Raw genomic sequence first — 16,268 nt, 5'->3', positions numbered from 1 at the left:
GAATTTTCGATTTCTATCGCGAACAGCTTTAACCACCAAGGAACTAAACCGGTGAATTGGCACTCAGAGACTAGGAATGGCTGGTGAAGCCCTTCGATGCTCCTATGTTGTGTTAAGTGTTGGCAGATATCTAGACCTCGCCCTAAAGGTCTGGACCTTGGACCCCGGAACTTCCTCCTCCCCATAGAAGCCCGGGGTTTTTTTTGCCTGTAATTCCTATGACGCTGGCTCGGAGACCTTGTCCGCCAGCTCCATCCAGCCCGCCAAGACCGTATAGGCTTCCTCTAGACCCAAGCGTTTTGGTGCTGAAAACAGCGAGATGCTTACTGCTTCGCCCCAGCCTTTGCGAATTTCTGCCTGAATCTTCAGTAAAGTATTTTTTGCTGCGCCATAGGTCAGTTTGTCGGCTTTGGTCAGCAAAATATGCATAGGCATGTGGCTGGCGATGGACCAATCAAGCATCAGCAGGTCGAAATCTGTCATGGGATGACGGATATCCATCATCAAAATCAAACCTTTAAGGCTTTCCCTGCTGCCCAAGTACGCTTCTAAATGGCGCTGCCAGTGCAGTTTCAGCGGGATAGGCACCTTCGCGTAACCATAGCCGGGCAAGTCGACCAGGCGACGTTCTTCATCCAAATTGAAAAAGTTTAGCAGTTGGGTACGGCCGGGCGTTTTCGAGGTGCGGGCCAGGCTCGCATGGGTAAGAGTGTTCAACGCACTCGACTTGCCAGCGTTGGAACGCCCGGCAAAGGCCACCTCGAAGCCTTCGTCGTCGGGGCATTGGTCGACTTTAGCGGCGCTGAGCATGAAGGTAGCCTGTTGGCACAGGCCTAGGATGGGGTTCTTGAATTGCATGATATTTCCGATGAGGGCGGGTGCCGGCAGAGGCGCGGCAAGCAGTGTCGTTTCCGTTTCAGTAGCGCCAGTATATAATGCCGTAGATTTTGTGTGCGCTTTGTCCCACCGTAGGATGAAGTTCACGGGGACGATTGAGTGAATTGCGCATTAGAACGCAGCACGTTCCCAACCCTGAACAAGTCGTTTTCTGAAGAAATGGCCCTTAGTTACCGGTTTCCTTCATGCCGTTCTTCAGTACTCAGGCTACACAGGACCAGAAGCTGTGTACAACCGTGCTTGTGCGGCCTGTCAGTCGGCCAGTTGCCAATGGCGCCTTAACCCGGCGATCAGGACAGCTTGGGCGCCTAGACTGTCGCAAGGCGTGGAGGCGCTGGTGCAGCATGTGACCCAGGGTTTCAAGGCGATGCCGCCGCGTGGATTGTGCATGGACTGCAGTAGCGAGGATTACCGCGTTGTCATCTATTGGATGAGCCAGTAATTCTCGATACATAACTTTCTCACCCTTAGCCGTAGTTGGATAGCTGATGAACAAATTACTCGCGAGTCTGGTCTTGACCCTGGGCATCTCCGGTATTGCCCACGCTGCCGCTGTAGTGGGCGATGCTGCTGCTGGTCAGGCAAAAGCTGCTGTGTGTGGCGCTTGTCATGGTCCAGATGGCAATAGCATGGCGCCCAATTTTCCCAAATTGGCGGGTCAGGGAAATCGTTACCTGATCAAACAGTTGCATGACATCAAGGAGGGTAAGCGAACGGTCTTGGAGATGACCGGTCTGTTGACCAACTTGCAGGACCAAGACTTAGCGGATATCGCGGCTTATTTTTCCAGTCAGAAAGGCAGCGTCGGCGCAGCTGATCCGAAACTGGTTGCCGCAGGCGAAGCCTTGTTCCGTGGCGGAAAGCTGGATCAGGGCATGCCTGCCTGTACCGGTTGCCACTCGCCCAATGGCGTGGGTAACCCTGCTGCCGGCTTCCCGCACTTGGGTGGTCAGCATGCGGCCTACGTAACAAAACAGTTGACCAACTTCCGTGAAGGCGATCGTACTAACGATGGCGACACGATGGTGATGCGCAGCGTAGCCTCGAAGCTCAGCAACAAAGACATTGCAGCATTATCCGCTTATATCGAAGGCCTGCATTAACAGTGAGTTGATCGTTTTTGCGATCGGTTTTCACGCGTCGCATTGATTTTCAGGCTTTCAAGCAAGGACGCGGGTTCAAAAAGGGTGGCTTCGGCTGCCCTTTTTCACACCTGCCAGCGTTACACTAGCGAACTCAAGCCGACCGACCGAGTCAAAGACAGGTCGCGTTAAGGCGACTTAAAATGCCCAGGAGTAAAGCATGCGTAATCTGATTCTCGGCGCCGCTCTCGTTGCCGCCAGCTTGTTCGGAATGTCTGTCCAAGCTGCCGATCCAATTGAAGCGGGCAAACAATATGTCGAGCTGAGCAGCGCCGTCCCTGTCTCGGTGCCGGGCAAAATCGAAGTAGTCGAAATGTTCTGGTATGGCTGCCCACACTGCTATGCCTTTGAGCCCGTCATTAATCCTTGGGTTGCAAAACTGCCGGCTGATGTTCACTTCATCCGAATTCCAGCCATGTTCGGCGGCCCGTGGGACGCTCACGGTCAGTTGTTTATTACCCTCGACACCATGGGTGTAGAAAGCAAAGTCCACGCGGCAGTATTCGAAGCCATTCAGAAAGAACACAAGCGCCTCGACAAGCCAGAGGACATGGCTGATTTCGTGGCTACCCAAGGCGTCGACAGAACCAAGTTCCTGGAGACCTACAACTCCTTCGCAGTGAAAGGCAAAATTGCCCAGTACAAAGAACTGGCGAAGAAATACGAGATTTCTGGTGTGCCAACCATGATCGTAAATGGTAAGTATCGCTTTGACCTGGGCACTGCTGGCGGTCCTGAGCAGGCGCTTCAAGTCGCCGATCAGCTGATCGCTAAAGAACGCGCCTCTGTCGCTGCCAAGTAAGCGCGCCGGCCATGCGACGCTGGAGAACGGAGCGCGTCGTTGGGCGACCTGATGCGAATATCAACGAGCACCACCTTCAAGCAAGCGGTTTACCGGCCGATGGTCGGTTGCGCTTACTCAGCTTCAACATACAGGTTGGCATCAGCACCGAGCGATACCGGCATTATTTGACCCGTGGGTGGCAGCATCTGCTGCCTCACACCGGGCGGGCGGGCAACCTGCAAAAAATCGGTGGTCTGTTGGGCGACTTCGATCTCGTTGCGTTACAAGAAGCCGATGGCGGCAGCCTGCGCTCCGGTTACGTCAATCAAGTCGAGCACCTTGCCCAACTAGGTGCGTTCCCGTATTGGTATCAACAACTCAACCGCAATCTCGGTCGGTTTGGCCAGCACAGCAATGGCGTACTCAGCCGCTTGCGGCCGTGGGCAATTGAGGATCATCCGTTGCCGGGGCCTGCTGGGCGCGGCGCGATACTTGTCCGTTTCGGGGAAGGGCCTGAGGCGTTGGTGGTGGTGATGATGCACCTTGCTTTAGGTGCGCGCGTGCGTAACCTCCAGTTGTCTTATATTCGTGACCTGATTGGTGATTATCACCACCAAGTGCTGATGGGTGACATGAACACTCATGCTATTGACTTGCTTGAGAGCTCTCCGCTGCGAGACCTTGGGCTCCTAGCGCCGCAGATTGAGGCAACCTTCCCAAGCTGGCGCCCACAACGTTGTCTTGATCATATTTTACTTAGTCCTACCCTGACTCTTGAGCGGGTGCAGGTTTTAGCTCAGCCCATCTCTGATCATTTACCCGTAGCGGTAGAGATTCGGTTGCCGGACTTTTTGAATTCAGATGCGCTGCCTGTTCTCGGCACGCCTCCTCGCGGAACCCTCGCATGAGCGACGAAGCTGCGCGCTGGAAAGAAAAGTACCTAAAAAACATTGAGCAACAAGACAAGCTTCAGATTCGCTGGAACGCTCGGCTTGACCTGTTGCGTCGAGGTCTGGTGCGCAGCAGTCTAGCGGCTGAGGGCACTGATCGAGCGGTCGACCAGTGCATGAAGGAAATGCGTGAAATCGTCCGCCGTGATGACATGGACGCAGGCCTTGCAGCCCTGATCCCGCGTTTGGAAAAAGCCGTACTCGACTCGGAGCAGCGTCGGGAGACCCGGGTCGGGCAGATGGGCACGGCATTGAACGCATTAGTTAGTCAGCTGCAACGCCTGCCGTTACCACGTGAAGTCAGCCGTCCGCTCAAGGCATTTGCCAAGCAGTTGGATGATCGGGTTTCTCAAGCGCGGGAACTGCCGCTACTGCTCGATGAGTTAAGCGGTTTGCAAGGCAAGGCCCTGACCGTTCTAGAGCATGCTGATGCTGACGAGTCAACTCGGCCAGGGCTTTTGCAGCGACTGTTCGGCGGGCGCGAAGCTGCAAATACAGGCGCGGAGGTGATGTCAGACGCGTTCGTGGAGGCTGCTTCAACGCCTGTTTTGGAATCGGGCGTCGTCGAAGCGCCTCAATCTATCCGAACTCCAGTCGAGCCCAAGATTGTCGTTGCGCTACTCCCAACCCCTGCACCAGCACCGGATCTAATTTTAACGGCTGCGCATTCCGCCGCCGTCGAAGATCCGCTAGTGTTTACTGAAACACCTGCCTCCGTTGATATTCAGGTCACTGAAGTGTCCTCCACAGTGTCGGAGCCGATCAAACCGCTAGCTGTATTGTCAGAAGCCCGATCAGAAAAAGCGGCGCCGAGTCCACCGTCCGAAGAACAGCTGCGAGAGGTCACGCTGGAGACATCATCCGACCTGGATCACACCGTTATAGAACCAGATACGACCTACGATTTACCCTCCTCCCCTGAGCCCAGTTACAGCTCGGTCGCGATTCACATCGAAGAAACGCTGTTGGGCCTGCTTGATGAGTTAACACTGCCCGAGCACCATCGTCCTCAGGCGATAGCAATGCGGGCTCGCTTGGAAAAGGGGCTGAACTGGTACGAACTGCTGCCGATTCTCGATGATCTCGCCGTGTTAATGCTGGCAATCAACGACAGTGGCCAGCGCGATTTCGAGGTGTATCTCAAACAGCTCAATGAGCGGTTGGAGTCCTTCCAGAATAACCTGCAAGCCGTCAGTGATAACCACGCTGATGGCCGCTGCGCGGCGCGGGGTATGCAGAGTGAATTGCGCGAACAAGTCGATGGCTTGCAAAGCAGCCTGCAAGAAGCCACTGACTTGACCAGCCTTAAGCAGGTGTTGGAAACCCGCCTTGAAGGGTTGCTCGGCACTATGGATCAGCATCAACGGCACCACGATGAGCGCGAACAAGAGGTTGCGTTACGCTTACAAGGCTTGGCAACACGGGTGGCGACTATGGAGCAAGAAGCTCAAGGATTTCGGGTCCACCTCGAAGAACAGCGTCAAAAAGCGTTGGTCGACCCGCTGACGACGTTACCTAATCGTGCGGCATGGAGTGAGCGACTGGAACATGAAGTCGATCTGTGGCAAAAAAACGGAAATAACCTGTTGTTGAGCATGCTTGACCTTGATCATTTCAAGAGAATCAACGACAACTACGGGCACCTTGCAGGCGACAAGGTACTCAAAATCATTGGCACTGAATTGCGCAAACGCCTACGCCCGGGCGATTTTATCGCTCGATTTGGCGGAGAGGAGTTCGTCCTGCTTATCCCTGAAACGTCCATGATTGAGGGAATGGCGCTTCTGAATAAGCTGCGTATGGCGGTTGAGGCATGTCCATTCCACTTCAAGGGCGAGCCGGTCACTATCACGTTGTCGATGGGGATCACTGCTTTTCGAGTCGGTGAACGCAGTGAGTCGGTCATCCATCGGGCGGACCAGGCTTTGTATCGAGCCAAAAATGAAGGTCGGAATCGGATCGAACAAGGCTGAGATCGAATCGATTGGATGAGCGGATATTTCAATTCTGGCTTTAGCGCAGCGCTTCCTCTGCATTCCGTTATGCTATGGCGTCACGTTCCTAGGTGTTTTGACCTGCCATGAAATTGCTTTCCTCGTTGGTAATGCTCCTTCTCCTGACCGCATGTAGCAGTAATGGGTTAAGGCTCGACACCAATCATCCATCAGCTAATTTCGACAGCCGGGCCCAGTACGTCATCGTGCACTACACGACCGCGCCGTTGGAGCGCTCCCTGGCGTTATTGACTCATGGAGAGGTCAGCAGCCATTACTTGATTGGCGACCAGCAGTATCCAGTGGTCTACAAGCTGGTTGATGAAAACCTCCGTGCCTGGCATGCCGGTGAAAGTGAATGGGAAGGCCGTACGTGGCTCAACTCCAGCTCCATCGGTATCGAAATCGTCAACCCTGGCTATCGTGACTTGCCCGCTGGGCGCGTCTGGTACCCCTACAGTGAAGGGCAGATCCAGGCTTTAACCTTATTGCTCAAGGATATTGTCAAGCGCAATCACATTGACCCCAGACACGTCATTGGTCACAGCGATATCGCACCGCAGCGCAAACTTGATCCCGGTCCTTTATTTCCATGGAAACGCCTGGCAGATGAAGGGTTAGGGATTTGGCCGAATGCTCAGGATGTCGCGCAACGCCAAGCATTCATGATGAATAATTTGCCGAGCGTCAGTTGGTTCCAACAGCAATTGGCTCAGTTAGGCTACGCGACCCCTCAAACCGGAGAGCTCGACACGGCCACCCGTCGCGTCGTTGCTGCATTTCAGATGCATTATCGACCCGAGCGCTTCGATGGACAGCCGGATGTGCAAAGCGCAGCTATTCTCCAAGTGTTAAACCATCACAACTAAATACGCTTCGCCTTTCTGATTTGACGGGCATTTTTCTAACTTGTTGCTATACCTCATTGGTATTCTCCGGATAACCAATGATGTCCACGGCTGCAGCACGCATAGCGAGCTCTCGTCCTTGGCTGCTTGCTTTGCTTGCGGCAATGCTTAGTGCTGCCCTTTTGCTGGGCGGTAGCTTCAGTTTGATTCTGAATGAGGCTCGGCAAGACGAAAGGGAGCAGATGAATGCCCGGGGTGACCGCTTTCTGGTACGTCTGGAGCAGTTGTTTGGACAGTTGCGTGAAGGTCTTGATCAACTGGAAGCACAGCCCTTACGTTCCTGCGAACCGCAGATGCTGGAAATATTGCGACAGGTTAGCGTCAGCTATCGATTCATATATGAAGCGGCCTTCGTGGGTGGTAATGATCAACCGTGCTCCAATTGGCCGCACCGGACTGAACTCAACCGCCCGCGTCCCCCTGATATTCGCGGGCCGACTTACGACTATTGGCTCAATACTTCGGCACAGCCGGACGACAATCTGGCGGCGTTAATGCTGGGGCGAGGTGACTTTCGGGTGTCGACGTCTCGTGGACACCTGACCGATGTGGTTGATTTGCCTGAGGGTGGCAGCTTGTTGGTGGTACTAGACAACGGGGCCAGGGCCATCCCTGTTTTAGGCCCCTCCCAACTGTGGCCTCCCACACCGGACTGGTCATCAATCACCGCGGAAACCCTGGTCACGACGCCTACACAGCTGATTTATCGCATGCCCACACAGAGCCCTGAGTATCAGTTAGTGCTTATTACCCCGCGGGCTTCGCTCGGACAGCAGTGGGGCGGCGCTTGGTGGTTTCTCGCCCCCGCCAGTTTACTTATTGCGTTTTGCGTTGGCATATTGGTGCTGCAATTGATGCGTGAACGCCAATCGCTGGGGGGTGAGCTTCAGGGGGCATTGCGCCGTGGTGAGTTACAGGTGTTGTACCAACCGATCTTCGACCTAAAAAGTCGCCGTTGTGTTGGTGCCGAAGCACTGGTGCGATGGCGACGCCAAGATGGCAGCCTGACCAGTCCCGATTTGTTCATCCCGCTGGCGGAAAACACCGGACAAATACGCCAAATCACAGACTTCGTGCTTCAGCAGTTGTTGGAACAATTAGGCCACCTGCTGCGCGCTAACCCACACCTTTATATTTCCGTAAACCTGGCGGCTTGTGACGTCATGGCACCTCGCATCGGTCGGGTGACTGCGAGATTGCTAGCTCAGCATCGTGTGTCTCCTAGCCAAATAGCCTTTGAGGTGACCGAACGTGGCCTTATCGACGTGGTAGTCGCGCGCAATCATCTGCAAGCACTGCGCGATGTGGGTCATCAGGTGTTGATCGACGATTTTGGTACTGGATATTGCAGTCTTGCTTATCTGCAAACCTTGCCGGTTGACTGCTTGAAGATCGACAAGGCATTTATCGATGCGCTGGGGCACGATGCGGCAAGCAGCGGTGTGGCACCACACATCATTCGCATGGCCCATGCGCTGGAATTAAGGGTTATTGCCGAAGGGATCGAATATGAAGCGCAAGCCGTACTGCTCAGCAGTGAGGGGGTGAACTACGGTCAAGGCTGGTTGTTTGCCCGACCCTTGACTGCGACGAAGCTGACGGAATTGGTTACAGGAGGTAGACGTACGATAAGTCGCCGCAATGATGATGAAGCCTGATGCGTCAGCTTATTCGCGAGCAAGCCTACCCTTTCGGAAAATCTGCTTAAAGCGGCAACGCCATATAAAACTGCGTGCCCTGCCCCGGTCGCGAATAAACACCCATCCGACCACCGTGAAGTTGCACGATTTCCTTACACAGTGCCAGACCTAACCCTGCGCCGCCCTTTTTGCGCCCGACTTGAACGAATGGCTCGAAAATTCGGCCCTGTTGCCCGTAAGCGATTCCTTCCCCGTTGTCTTCCACGCTGACGATTACCCGCTCGCCATGGCGACGGGCCTGCAAGCGGATGAGTCCGTTCTCCGGCGTATGACGCAAAGCGTTATCCAACAAGTTATCTAGCACCCGCTCCAGCTGCGCCTGATCAGCGTGCAAGAGTGGCAAGGGTTCCTGTATTTCTACAAGCAACACGGTATTTTGATCATCGGCTTGTTGGTTGAAACGTTCGCGGGCCTGCGCGAGTAAATTTTCGATGGCACAGGGCGCCAAGCTAAGTTTTTGCAAACCATTCTGGTAGCGGGAAAAATTCAGCAAGTCGTTGATCAACTGCATCAAGCGCTGCATTTCTTCATTGACGGTGTTGAGCAGGTCCGCTTCGCGGGAGTCAGACGGAAAATGCAAACGTTCCTGCAGCAGGCCGAACGCCATGTGCATGCCGGTCACAGGCGTTCGGAGTTCGTGTGAGGCACGCAGCACAAACTCGCTTCTGACCCGCTCGAACGCACGCTGCTCTGTCACGTCATGTAATACCATCACCGCACCCAGGATATTGCCCCTGGTATGACTGACGGGTGTCAGGCTGTAGGTCAGCAGCCTTGACTCACCATCCACCTCAATGGCGAGGTCTTCAGGCGCCCGTTCAAGGTTGGCACCACGAAGGGTCAGATACAGCTGTTCATCCAGTTCCGGGCGCTGCAACGCTTCGCCCAGCCCCTGCCCGAGGCGATTTTCATCCCACCCCAATTGGCGCTGTGCTACCGGGTTAAGGTGCTCCAAACGACCTTGCCGGTCGATCATCAGCAGGCCGTCGTCAATGCTGTCCAGTACCGCTTGCAGCTTCTGCTGGCCTGCAAGTAGCTCGTCGATATTGGTTGCCTGATGTTGGCGCAGTGCTTGCGCCATGATTCCGAATCGGCGGGTTAGCAAGTTCATTTCCGCAGCCGAAGAAATCGGAAGCGTGACCTCGAAATTTCCTTGGCCAATCTTGTCGGCGGCTTTGGCCAACGCTTCGATGGGAGCGCCGAAGCGCCGGGCAATGCCATGGGCAGTGATAAACCCAATGCACAGAACCGCGATGCCCACCAAACCCAACAAGCCCGCGACCCACAATGCTCGTTCCCGAGCCGTATTTTGTGTGCGGCTGATATTGTCCAGCGCCTGTTTATGCGCGCTGATCAAGGTGCCGCGCAACGCCTTGAAGCTGTTCGTTAGCATGAGGTTGTCATGCAGCGTCGCGGGTTGTGCTTGGAGCTGATCGAAGTCGTACAAAAACTGTTGATAATCGGCACGCGCGTGGACAAAGCCGTCTTGCACATGGTCTTGTGCATCGTGTTCAATGCCTTTGGCCAGCAGATCCTGGAACTCTTGCTGCGTATGGCCGATAGCCTTCCGGTCTGGGGGCGTCTCGAGCATCAATATCAGCTGATCGCCCAAGTTCTGGCGTAACTTCATGCTTAAGTCTAAGGATATGAAGTTGTTTTGAATCAGGGACTCTTGGGATTTGGCCATCTGCATAACGCTGACCAGTCCAAGTAACAGTCCCAGCAGGGCGACAGTCATTAGCGCTGAAATGCTCAGGAACAGGCGAGTACGCAACTTCATGGCCAGCTTCATAAGTCGCCGTTCATAGGTTGTATTGCTTGCGTTTGCGGTAAAGCGTTGAGGCGTCGATACCCAGCGTCTTCGCCGCCTGGTCAAGGGTATCACTGGTGGCTAAGACAGCTCCGATGTGTGCCTTTTCCAGTTCGTCCAAACTCATCGCCGCGCCTACTCGGGGCGCGTTGTTGGTCGGCTGTTCAGCCATTCCCAGATGGCTTATTTCGACCCGCTCTTGAGGGCAAATAATGCTGGCACGCTCTATCACGTTGCGCAGTTCACGGATGTTTCCGGGCCATCGATAGTTGAGCAGCGCTGATCGAGCATCTTCGCTAAATCCACGGGCGGGACGTGCATATTCCTTGACGAAACGGGCAAGAAAACGATCTGCCAACGTGAGGATGTCTTCGCTGCGCTCACGCAGCGGTGGCAAGTGCAAGGTGATAACGTTCAAGCGATACAAAAGGTCTTCGCGAAAACGGCCATCACGTACCATGTCTTCGAGGTTCAAGTTAGTGGCAGCGAGAATACGAACGTCGGCGCGGCGGGTCACAGGGTCGCCAACTCGTTCATACTCCTTATCCTGAATAAAACGCAAAAGCTTGGGCTGCAATGTCAGCGGAAAATCACCTATTTCATCCAGAAAAAGGGTACCTGCGTCGGCCTGATTTACGCGACCAAGGGTGCTTTCGCTGGCCCCTGTGAATGCCCCACGACTGTGGCCAAATAACTCGCTTTCCATCAGCTCAGCTGTCAACGACGGGCAGTTAATCGTCACACAAGATTTTTTGGCGCGCTTGCTCCAACCATGGATTGCCCGAGCCAGCTCGCCTTTACCGGTACCTGATTCGCCGAGAATCAGAATGTTTGCGTCCGTATTGGCAACCTGACGGGCTGTTTCCAAAACGGCCATCATAGAGGGGCTGTGGGAGTCCAAACCATCTTTAGGTTTGCGGACCTCCCCTTCCAACGCCTCTAGGCGCGCCGACAATTGACGAACTTCCAGCTGCTTGGCGGTTGCCAGGCGCAATTGATCCGGACTGCACGGCTTGACCAAATAGTCAGCGGCCCCCGCCTGAATCGCATCCACAGCGGTATCAACGGCCGAGTGAGCTGTGACTATTACAACCCGCATCCAGGGTGCCTGAACCCGCATTTGCGCTAGAACATCGAGGCCGTTGTCTTCGCCCAAGCGTAAATCAAGAAAGCAAAGGTCGAATACCTGACGCTGAAGCAGCGTTTCTGCCTGGGCGGCACTGTTAGCGGTTGCAACGGTATAGCCCTCATCTTCCAGGCAATAGCGGAAGGTGCGAAGGATCGCGGATTCGTCATCCACTAAAAGAATACGGCCCTGATGATCAGTGGCTGTGTCCATATTCCTACGCTCCGTTATGAATGATCTGAGTTAGTCCCGGAAATTTCGGGCAAGTTGCATGGTCAATTCTGATTCATTCCGCGCCTTGCATGGTAGCCCTGTAATACCCTCACCGTTATCAATTTGATATTTATGAATTTTTAGCTGCGACCGGTACTGGCATGACGCTTGCGAATCGTGCATCGCTTTCGTAAAAAGTCCTGGTGGCTGTCGGATGGAGAATGGCCTTATGCACTTGCTTAAAAAAATTGCGCTGGTCACTGCGACAAGCGCGATGGTTGGGTTAACGCCAATGGTCGCGCAGGCGGCAGAGAAAGATTTAGCCAGTCAAGTCACTGAGGCACGTCAAGAAGGCTCGATATGGACTGCATTTGCACTTAACCGGCACTTAAGTCCGTTCAAAATAAAAGTAAGCGTTGATAGCGGCACGGCTGTGCTTGAAGGCAAAGTCGAAAATAAGGTCGACCGGGAATTAGCTGAGCAGATAGCTCTGGACGTTGCCGGGATCGAGAAGGTCAACAACCGATTGGAAGTTGATCCTATGGTCGTGGTTGAACCGGGAGCTAAAGCCACGATTGCTCAGCATTTCGAAGACGCCACGTTGTCTGCCACGGTGAAATCAAAGTTGCTTTGGAACAGCGTGACTGAGGCTCTGAATATTCAAGTCGACAGCAAAGCCGGTGTAGTCACGCTTAAGGGGCAGGCACAAAGTGCTGAAGCCAAATTGCTTGCCGGTAGCTTGGCCAGCAATACAGATGGGGTAACAGAAGTGAATAACCTTATCAGCCTTACCGCCACTGATCCGTCGGCGCCTAAGGTTCCGCTTGGTATGAACAATGCGGGAGAGGCAATCAGTGATTTGTGGATCACCAGCAAGGTGAAATCCAGCCTTATATACAGTCGTAACCTTGATGGCATCAATATCAAGGTCGACACCAGAAGTGGGATGGTGAGCCTCGACGGCGTCGTCGCCAATTACGCTGCAAAACAACTGGCAATAGAGATCGCCCGGAACATCCGAGGCGTCCGGGGCGTAGACGCAGATGCCTTGAAGGTCGTAACCGCTACGGCGGGATAAATCGGTGCACTTAAATCTGAATCCAAGCGGTCCTTTGTACTTACTAGCGGAGAATCACCATGAGCGAGACACATACAAAACTTAACGAGTTAATTGAAATCATCCGTGACGGCCAGCGTTTTTATGAGCATGCCGCCGATGAAGTCAAAGATCCGCGTTTCAAGGCGCTATTCCTAGACATGGCCCACGCAAAAAATGAAGTGATCAGAGCGCTTTCTGTAGACGTTGTGACTGAGAACGAAAAGCCCGCTGATGGGGGAACCATGCTCGGCAAGATACGCCAGATATACGCTGACACTAAAGCCACTTTATCTAGCGATGAGAGCTACACGTACATAGAGCAGTTGGAGGAAGCAGAGGACCGCATTCTGCACGCGTTTGAAGACGCACTTCAAAGCGAAGACCCTAAAGTTAAGGCGGTCGCTGCTGAAAAACTGCCGCAAGTACGGGCTGCGCATGATCGGATGCGTAACTTGAAACGCGATTCGCATTAACGCCAACGTTAGTAGTGGTCGACGGTCGTGCATAACGCACGATGCCAGTTATGACATCGTGCAAGATGCTTGCCGACCCGTTTGAGTTATTACAGTAAGTCATTGATTTATATATTGAAAATTTAAAATCGACACTGGCACACAGAGTGCAATAGTCTCAATATAGAATGAGCCATACGTTTTGTATTACAAAATAAGAGCAGCTACTCCAGTGGAGGAGATTCAGGATGATTCGTCAGCGTATCGCTCAACTGCGTATTTCGCCTGCGCATACCCAGCAGGGGTTGTTTACTAGCTTCGTCATTTTCCTCACTTTAGTTGTTGGTCAGCAGGTTCAGCGTTGGGACACTCATCATGACGCACTACATGTAACTCAGCGGATATCCATTTCTAAGTCTTACCCCTCTGTGCGCACGCTTTTTTCCGGAGAAAACTCAATTCGACTGCGCGCCGAACAAGCGGCCGCACTTCCTGATGAAAAGGTTCATGCGCAAACGTGGGTGTTTTAAATAAGTTCGATTGAGATAACGAATTACCCGAAAAAACTAAAGATACTAAAGAAAAGGAGAGTCATTATGTTGAGTTGGGCTGTTACATTCCTGATTATTGCGATCGTCGCCGCTGTTTTGGGCTTTGGTGGCATCGCTGGCACTGCGACGGGTATCGCGAAGATCCTATTCGTTGTATTCCTGGTGTTGTTTGTAGCTTCGTTCATCTTCGGCCGCCGCGGTCGAGGTTGAAAAGATGCTGAATAGGCTTTTGCAGACGTGTTACTTGCAGATGCTGCTGACTGCCGCTTGTCTAAGCGGCAGCGCTTTAGCAACGGCGTCTAATGATGGTCAAACTCGAGTCAGCGATCTATTGAGTTCGTCCCCTGAGTATCGGCAGACATGGATGGGTATTGTTAAAAAGGAGGAGCGACTCCCCGATTGGGTGCTTAACCTTTCCGGTACGTCCGATCCCATGTCCGCTGTTACTGAGAAAGGTGATAAGTATTTGGTCGGCCCACTGTGTGAGTCGGCGGACAGTTGTTTGAGTAGTCGTCTTATCATTGCGGTGAGTTTCGATAAAAAAAACGCGTATGCGATGTGGGTGCAAGTTCCGGCGGGTTTGCCCGCTGACAAGTCGCCCACGCGTCACGCCGATTATCGCTTCCTTGGGAAACCTGACAAGGGTATGCAGGCACTGTTAATGGAACAGCTGAAGAAAGATCCTAAGTGGTATTGAGCATTGGCATGCTCGCACTGATGTGAAGTCGGCGCTTGAATTCGCACGACTTCTTGGTGGCTGCGCCGCCTGATGAAGATGAGCGCATGACCATGGGGCCGGGTTGTTTTGATTGCAGTTGGATCGGAGCGACCTAGGGATACAGGGAGTATTTCCGTTTAGGGTCGGGTCAGGGTTAAGACGTAGCGCAAGCCCGCGATATTGATTCAAAAATGGATTCGCTGGGCTTGCGAATCATTATCCGCGTGACCATTTATCGATAACTCCGCCTTTTCATTCGTCGATGCCTGCATTACGAATGATCCTTTGATTTTCTAAGCGTTTAGCTTTTCTCCCCTTCCCCCCTGCGCTATACCCACCTGTTCGCCCGCTCGCTAGGCAAATTCGGTTTTTTTCATGTACCTCCGTAGGCGGCTTCTGTCAGAGAAATTCAGTAGATCATGCCGATTCGGCATGAGGTAGGCGTTTACGGCATTAGACGTCTTGTCTCTGCGTGGGAATAGTTGCGCCTTTTTTCGCGTGCAACAGAGCCGGGATGCTCGCTCGCAGCGACCTTCTACGGGATATAAGGGTATTAACATGAAGAAGGCAAAGCTAAGCCTCGCCTGGCAGATTCTCATTGGTTTGGTGTTGGGGATTGCAATCGGCGCCGTACTTAATCACTTCAGTGCGGAAAAAGCCTGGTGGATTGGCAATGTGCTGCAACCCGCAGGCGACATCTTTATCCGGTTGATCAAGATGATCGTGATACCGATAGTGGTGTCTTCGTTGATCGTCGGGATTGCCGGCGTGGGCGATGCGAAGAAGCTGGGACGTATTGGTCTTAAAACCATCTTGTATTTCGAGGCGGTCACGACCATCGCTATCTTGGTCGGGCTGGTGTTGGCGAACGTGTTCCATCCGGGCACAGGGATCGATTTGAGTACCTTGGGGACCGTCGACATCTCCAAGTACCAAGAGACAGCCGCGGAGGTTCAACATGAGCATGCGTTCATCCAGACGATCCTTAACCTGATTCCGTCAAACATCTTTGCCGCCATTGCTCGGGGTGACATGCTGCCGATCATCTTCTTCTCGGTGTTGTTTGGCCTTGGGCTTTCCAGCCTGAAGCCGGAGCTGCGCGAGCCGCTGGTGACGATGTTCCAGGGCGTGTCGGAAAGCATGTTCAAAGTCACGCACATGATCATGGGTTACGCGCCCATCGGCGTCTTCGCTTTGATTGCGGTGACGGTTGCTAACTTCGGATTCGCCTCACTGTTGCCGTTGGCCAAACTGGTGATTCTGGTTTACTTCGCCATCGCGTTTTTTGCCTTTGTCGTGCTGGGCGCTATCGCGCGCCTGTTCGGCTTCTCGGTCATTAGGTTGATGCGGATCTTCAAAGACGAACTGGTGTTGGCCTACTCAACCGCCAGTTCCGAAACTGTTCTGCCACGGGTCATCGAGAAGATGGAAGCCTACGGGGCACCGAAGGCCATTTGTAGCTTTGTAGTGCCCACCGGCTACTCGTTCAATCTCGATGGTTCGACGCTGTACCAAAGCATTGCAGCGATCTTTATTGCTCAGCTGTACGGCATTGATTTGTCAATCGGGCAGCAGATCATGTTGGTGCTGACATTGATGGTCACCTCCAAAGGGATCGCGGGTGTACCGGGCGTGTCGTTCGTGGTGCTCTTGGCAACCTTGGGCAGTGTCGGCATTCCGTTGGAAGGCCTGGCGTTTATCGCCGGTGTCGACCGCATCATGGACATGGCCCGTACCGCGCTGAACGTGATCGGCAATGCGTTGGCTGTGTTGGTTATCGCCCGCTGGGAAGGCATGTACGACGATGCCAAGGGCCAAGCCTACTGGAACTCCCTCCCACACTGGCGCAGCAAAGCGCCACTGCCAGAGTCTCAGCCAGTCGCTGATTGAAGGCTGACTGGCTGCAAAACAAAACCCCGGATTT

Annotated in this window: 15 protein-coding genes and 1 pseudogene; 13 read left to right on the top strand and 3 right to left on the bottom strand. The window is 53.6% G+C overall.

All coding sequences use genetic code 11. The features are described 5' to 3' along the window. Positions 1-216 precede the first annotated feature (216 nt). Positions 217-858: a ribosome biogenesis GTP-binding protein YihA/YsxC gene (yihA, locus tag QN378_RS17350; RefSeq protein WP_322205933.1), complete on the bottom strand. Its 642-nt coding sequence runs from the start codon at positions 856-858 to the stop codon at positions 217-219. Positions 859-1,048: 190 nt separating this feature from the next. Between yihA and QN378_RS17345 the strand changes: the two are divergent. From QN378_RS17345 to QN378_RS17315, 7 genes and pseudogenes are all read left to right on the top strand, one after another. Continuing rightward, positions 1,049-1,339 (top strand): annotated as a pseudogene (locus QN378_RS17345) (c-type cytochrome). Positions 1,340-1,385: 46 nt separating this feature from the next. Beyond that, positions 1,386-2,000, top strand: a complete 615-nt coding sequence (locus QN378_RS17340; protein ID WP_322205932.1) for a c-type cytochrome — start codon at positions 1,386-1,388, stop codon at positions 1,998-2,000. 199 nt (positions 2,001-2,199) lie between these two features. After that, the gene (locus tag QN378_RS17335) at positions 2,200-2,841 is read left to right on the top strand and encodes a thiol:disulfide interchange protein DsbA/DsbL (protein ID WP_322205931.1); all 642 of its coding nucleotides are present in this window, start codon (positions 2,200-2,202) and stop codon (positions 2,839-2,841) included. A gap of 11 nt (positions 2,842-2,852) precedes the next feature. Continuing rightward, positions 2,853-3,731 carry an endonuclease/exonuclease/phosphatase family protein gene (locus tag QN378_RS17330; protein WP_322205930.1) on the top strand — a complete coding sequence of 293 codons (879 nt, stop codon included), beginning with the start codon at positions 2,853-2,855 and terminating at the stop codon, positions 3,729-3,731. Then, the gene (locus QN378_RS17325; RefSeq protein WP_322205929.1) at positions 3,728-5,746 is read left to right on the top strand and encodes a diguanylate cyclase; all 2,019 of its coding nucleotides are present in this window, start codon (positions 3,728-3,730) and stop codon (positions 5,744-5,746) included. The genes QN378_RS17330 and QN378_RS17325 overlap by 4 nt, the downstream gene beginning before the upstream one ends. A 107-nt stretch (positions 5,747-5,853) precedes the next feature. Next, complete coding sequence (locus QN378_RS17320; protein WP_322205928.1) at positions 5,854-6,636, top strand: N-acetylmuramoyl-L-alanine amidase; 783 nt, start codon at positions 5,854-5,856, stop codon at positions 6,634-6,636. Between the two features lie 77 nt (positions 6,637-6,713). After that, entirely contained in the window at positions 6,714-8,333 is a 1,620-nt protein-coding gene (locus tag QN378_RS17315) for an EAL domain-containing protein (RefSeq protein WP_323550711.1), read from the top strand. 46 nt (positions 8,334-8,379) lie between these two features. On the opposite strand, the gene QN378_RS17310 is transcribed toward QN378_RS17315, so the two are convergent. Further along, positions 8,380-10,167, bottom strand: coding sequence for an ATP-binding protein (locus QN378_RS17310; protein WP_323550712.1), 1,788 nt, complete (start codon positions 10,165-10,167; stop codon positions 8,380-8,382). A 10-nt stretch (positions 10,168-10,177) separates the two neighbouring features. Beyond that, positions 10,178-11,524, bottom strand: a complete 1,347-nt coding sequence (algB, locus tag QN378_RS17305) for a sigma-54-dependent response regulator transcription factor AlgB (RefSeq protein ID WP_323550713.1) — start codon at positions 11,522-11,524, stop codon at positions 10,178-10,180. Between the two features lie 229 nt (positions 11,525-11,753). On the opposite strand from algB, the gene QN378_RS17300 reads away from it, so the two are divergent. From QN378_RS17300 to gltP, 6 genes are all read left to right on the top strand, one after another. Beyond that, positions 11,754-12,602, top strand: coding sequence for a BON domain-containing protein (locus tag QN378_RS17300; protein ID WP_322205924.1), 849 nt, complete (start codon positions 11,754-11,756; stop codon positions 12,600-12,602). A gap of 59 nt (positions 12,603-12,661) precedes the next feature. Further along, entirely contained in the window at positions 12,662-13,096 is a 435-nt protein-coding gene (locus tag QN378_RS17295; protein WP_322205923.1) for a PA2169 family four-helix-bundle protein, read from the top strand. A gap of 227 nt (positions 13,097-13,323) precedes the next feature. Continuing rightward, the gene (locus tag QN378_RS17290) at positions 13,324-13,605 is read left to right on the top strand and encodes a hypothetical protein (RefSeq protein WP_322205922.1); all 282 of its coding nucleotides are present in this window, start codon (positions 13,324-13,326) and stop codon (positions 13,603-13,605) included. Between the two features lie 66 nt (positions 13,606-13,671). Further along, complete coding sequence (locus tag QN378_RS17285; RefSeq protein WP_322166912.1) at positions 13,672-13,836, top strand: DUF1328 domain-containing protein; 165 nt, start codon at positions 13,672-13,674, stop codon at positions 13,834-13,836. Between the two features lie 4 nt (positions 13,837-13,840). Next, positions 13,841-14,323 carry an inhibitor of vertebrate lysozyme family protein gene (locus tag QN378_RS17280; protein ID WP_407074072.1) on the top strand — a complete coding sequence of 161 codons (483 nt, stop codon included), beginning with the start codon at positions 13,841-13,843 and terminating at the stop codon, positions 14,321-14,323. Between the two features lie 579 nt (positions 14,324-14,902). Further along, positions 14,903-16,234 (top strand): glutamate/aspartate:proton symporter GltP, encoded by a 1,332-nt coding sequence (gltP, locus tag QN378_RS17275; RefSeq protein WP_322205921.1) that lies wholly within the window; start codon positions 14,903-14,905, stop codon positions 16,232-16,234. Positions 16,235-16,268: the final 34 nt, after the last annotated feature.

The sequence above is a fragment of the Pseudomonas sp. 10S5 genome (assembly GCF_035019745.1).
GTDB lineage: Bacteria > Pseudomonadota > Gammaproteobacteria > Pseudomonadales > Pseudomonadaceae > Aquipseudomonas.
The sequence above is the reverse complement of the archived record's forward strand: the minus strand, read 5'-3'. Positions and strand labels throughout refer to the sequence as shown.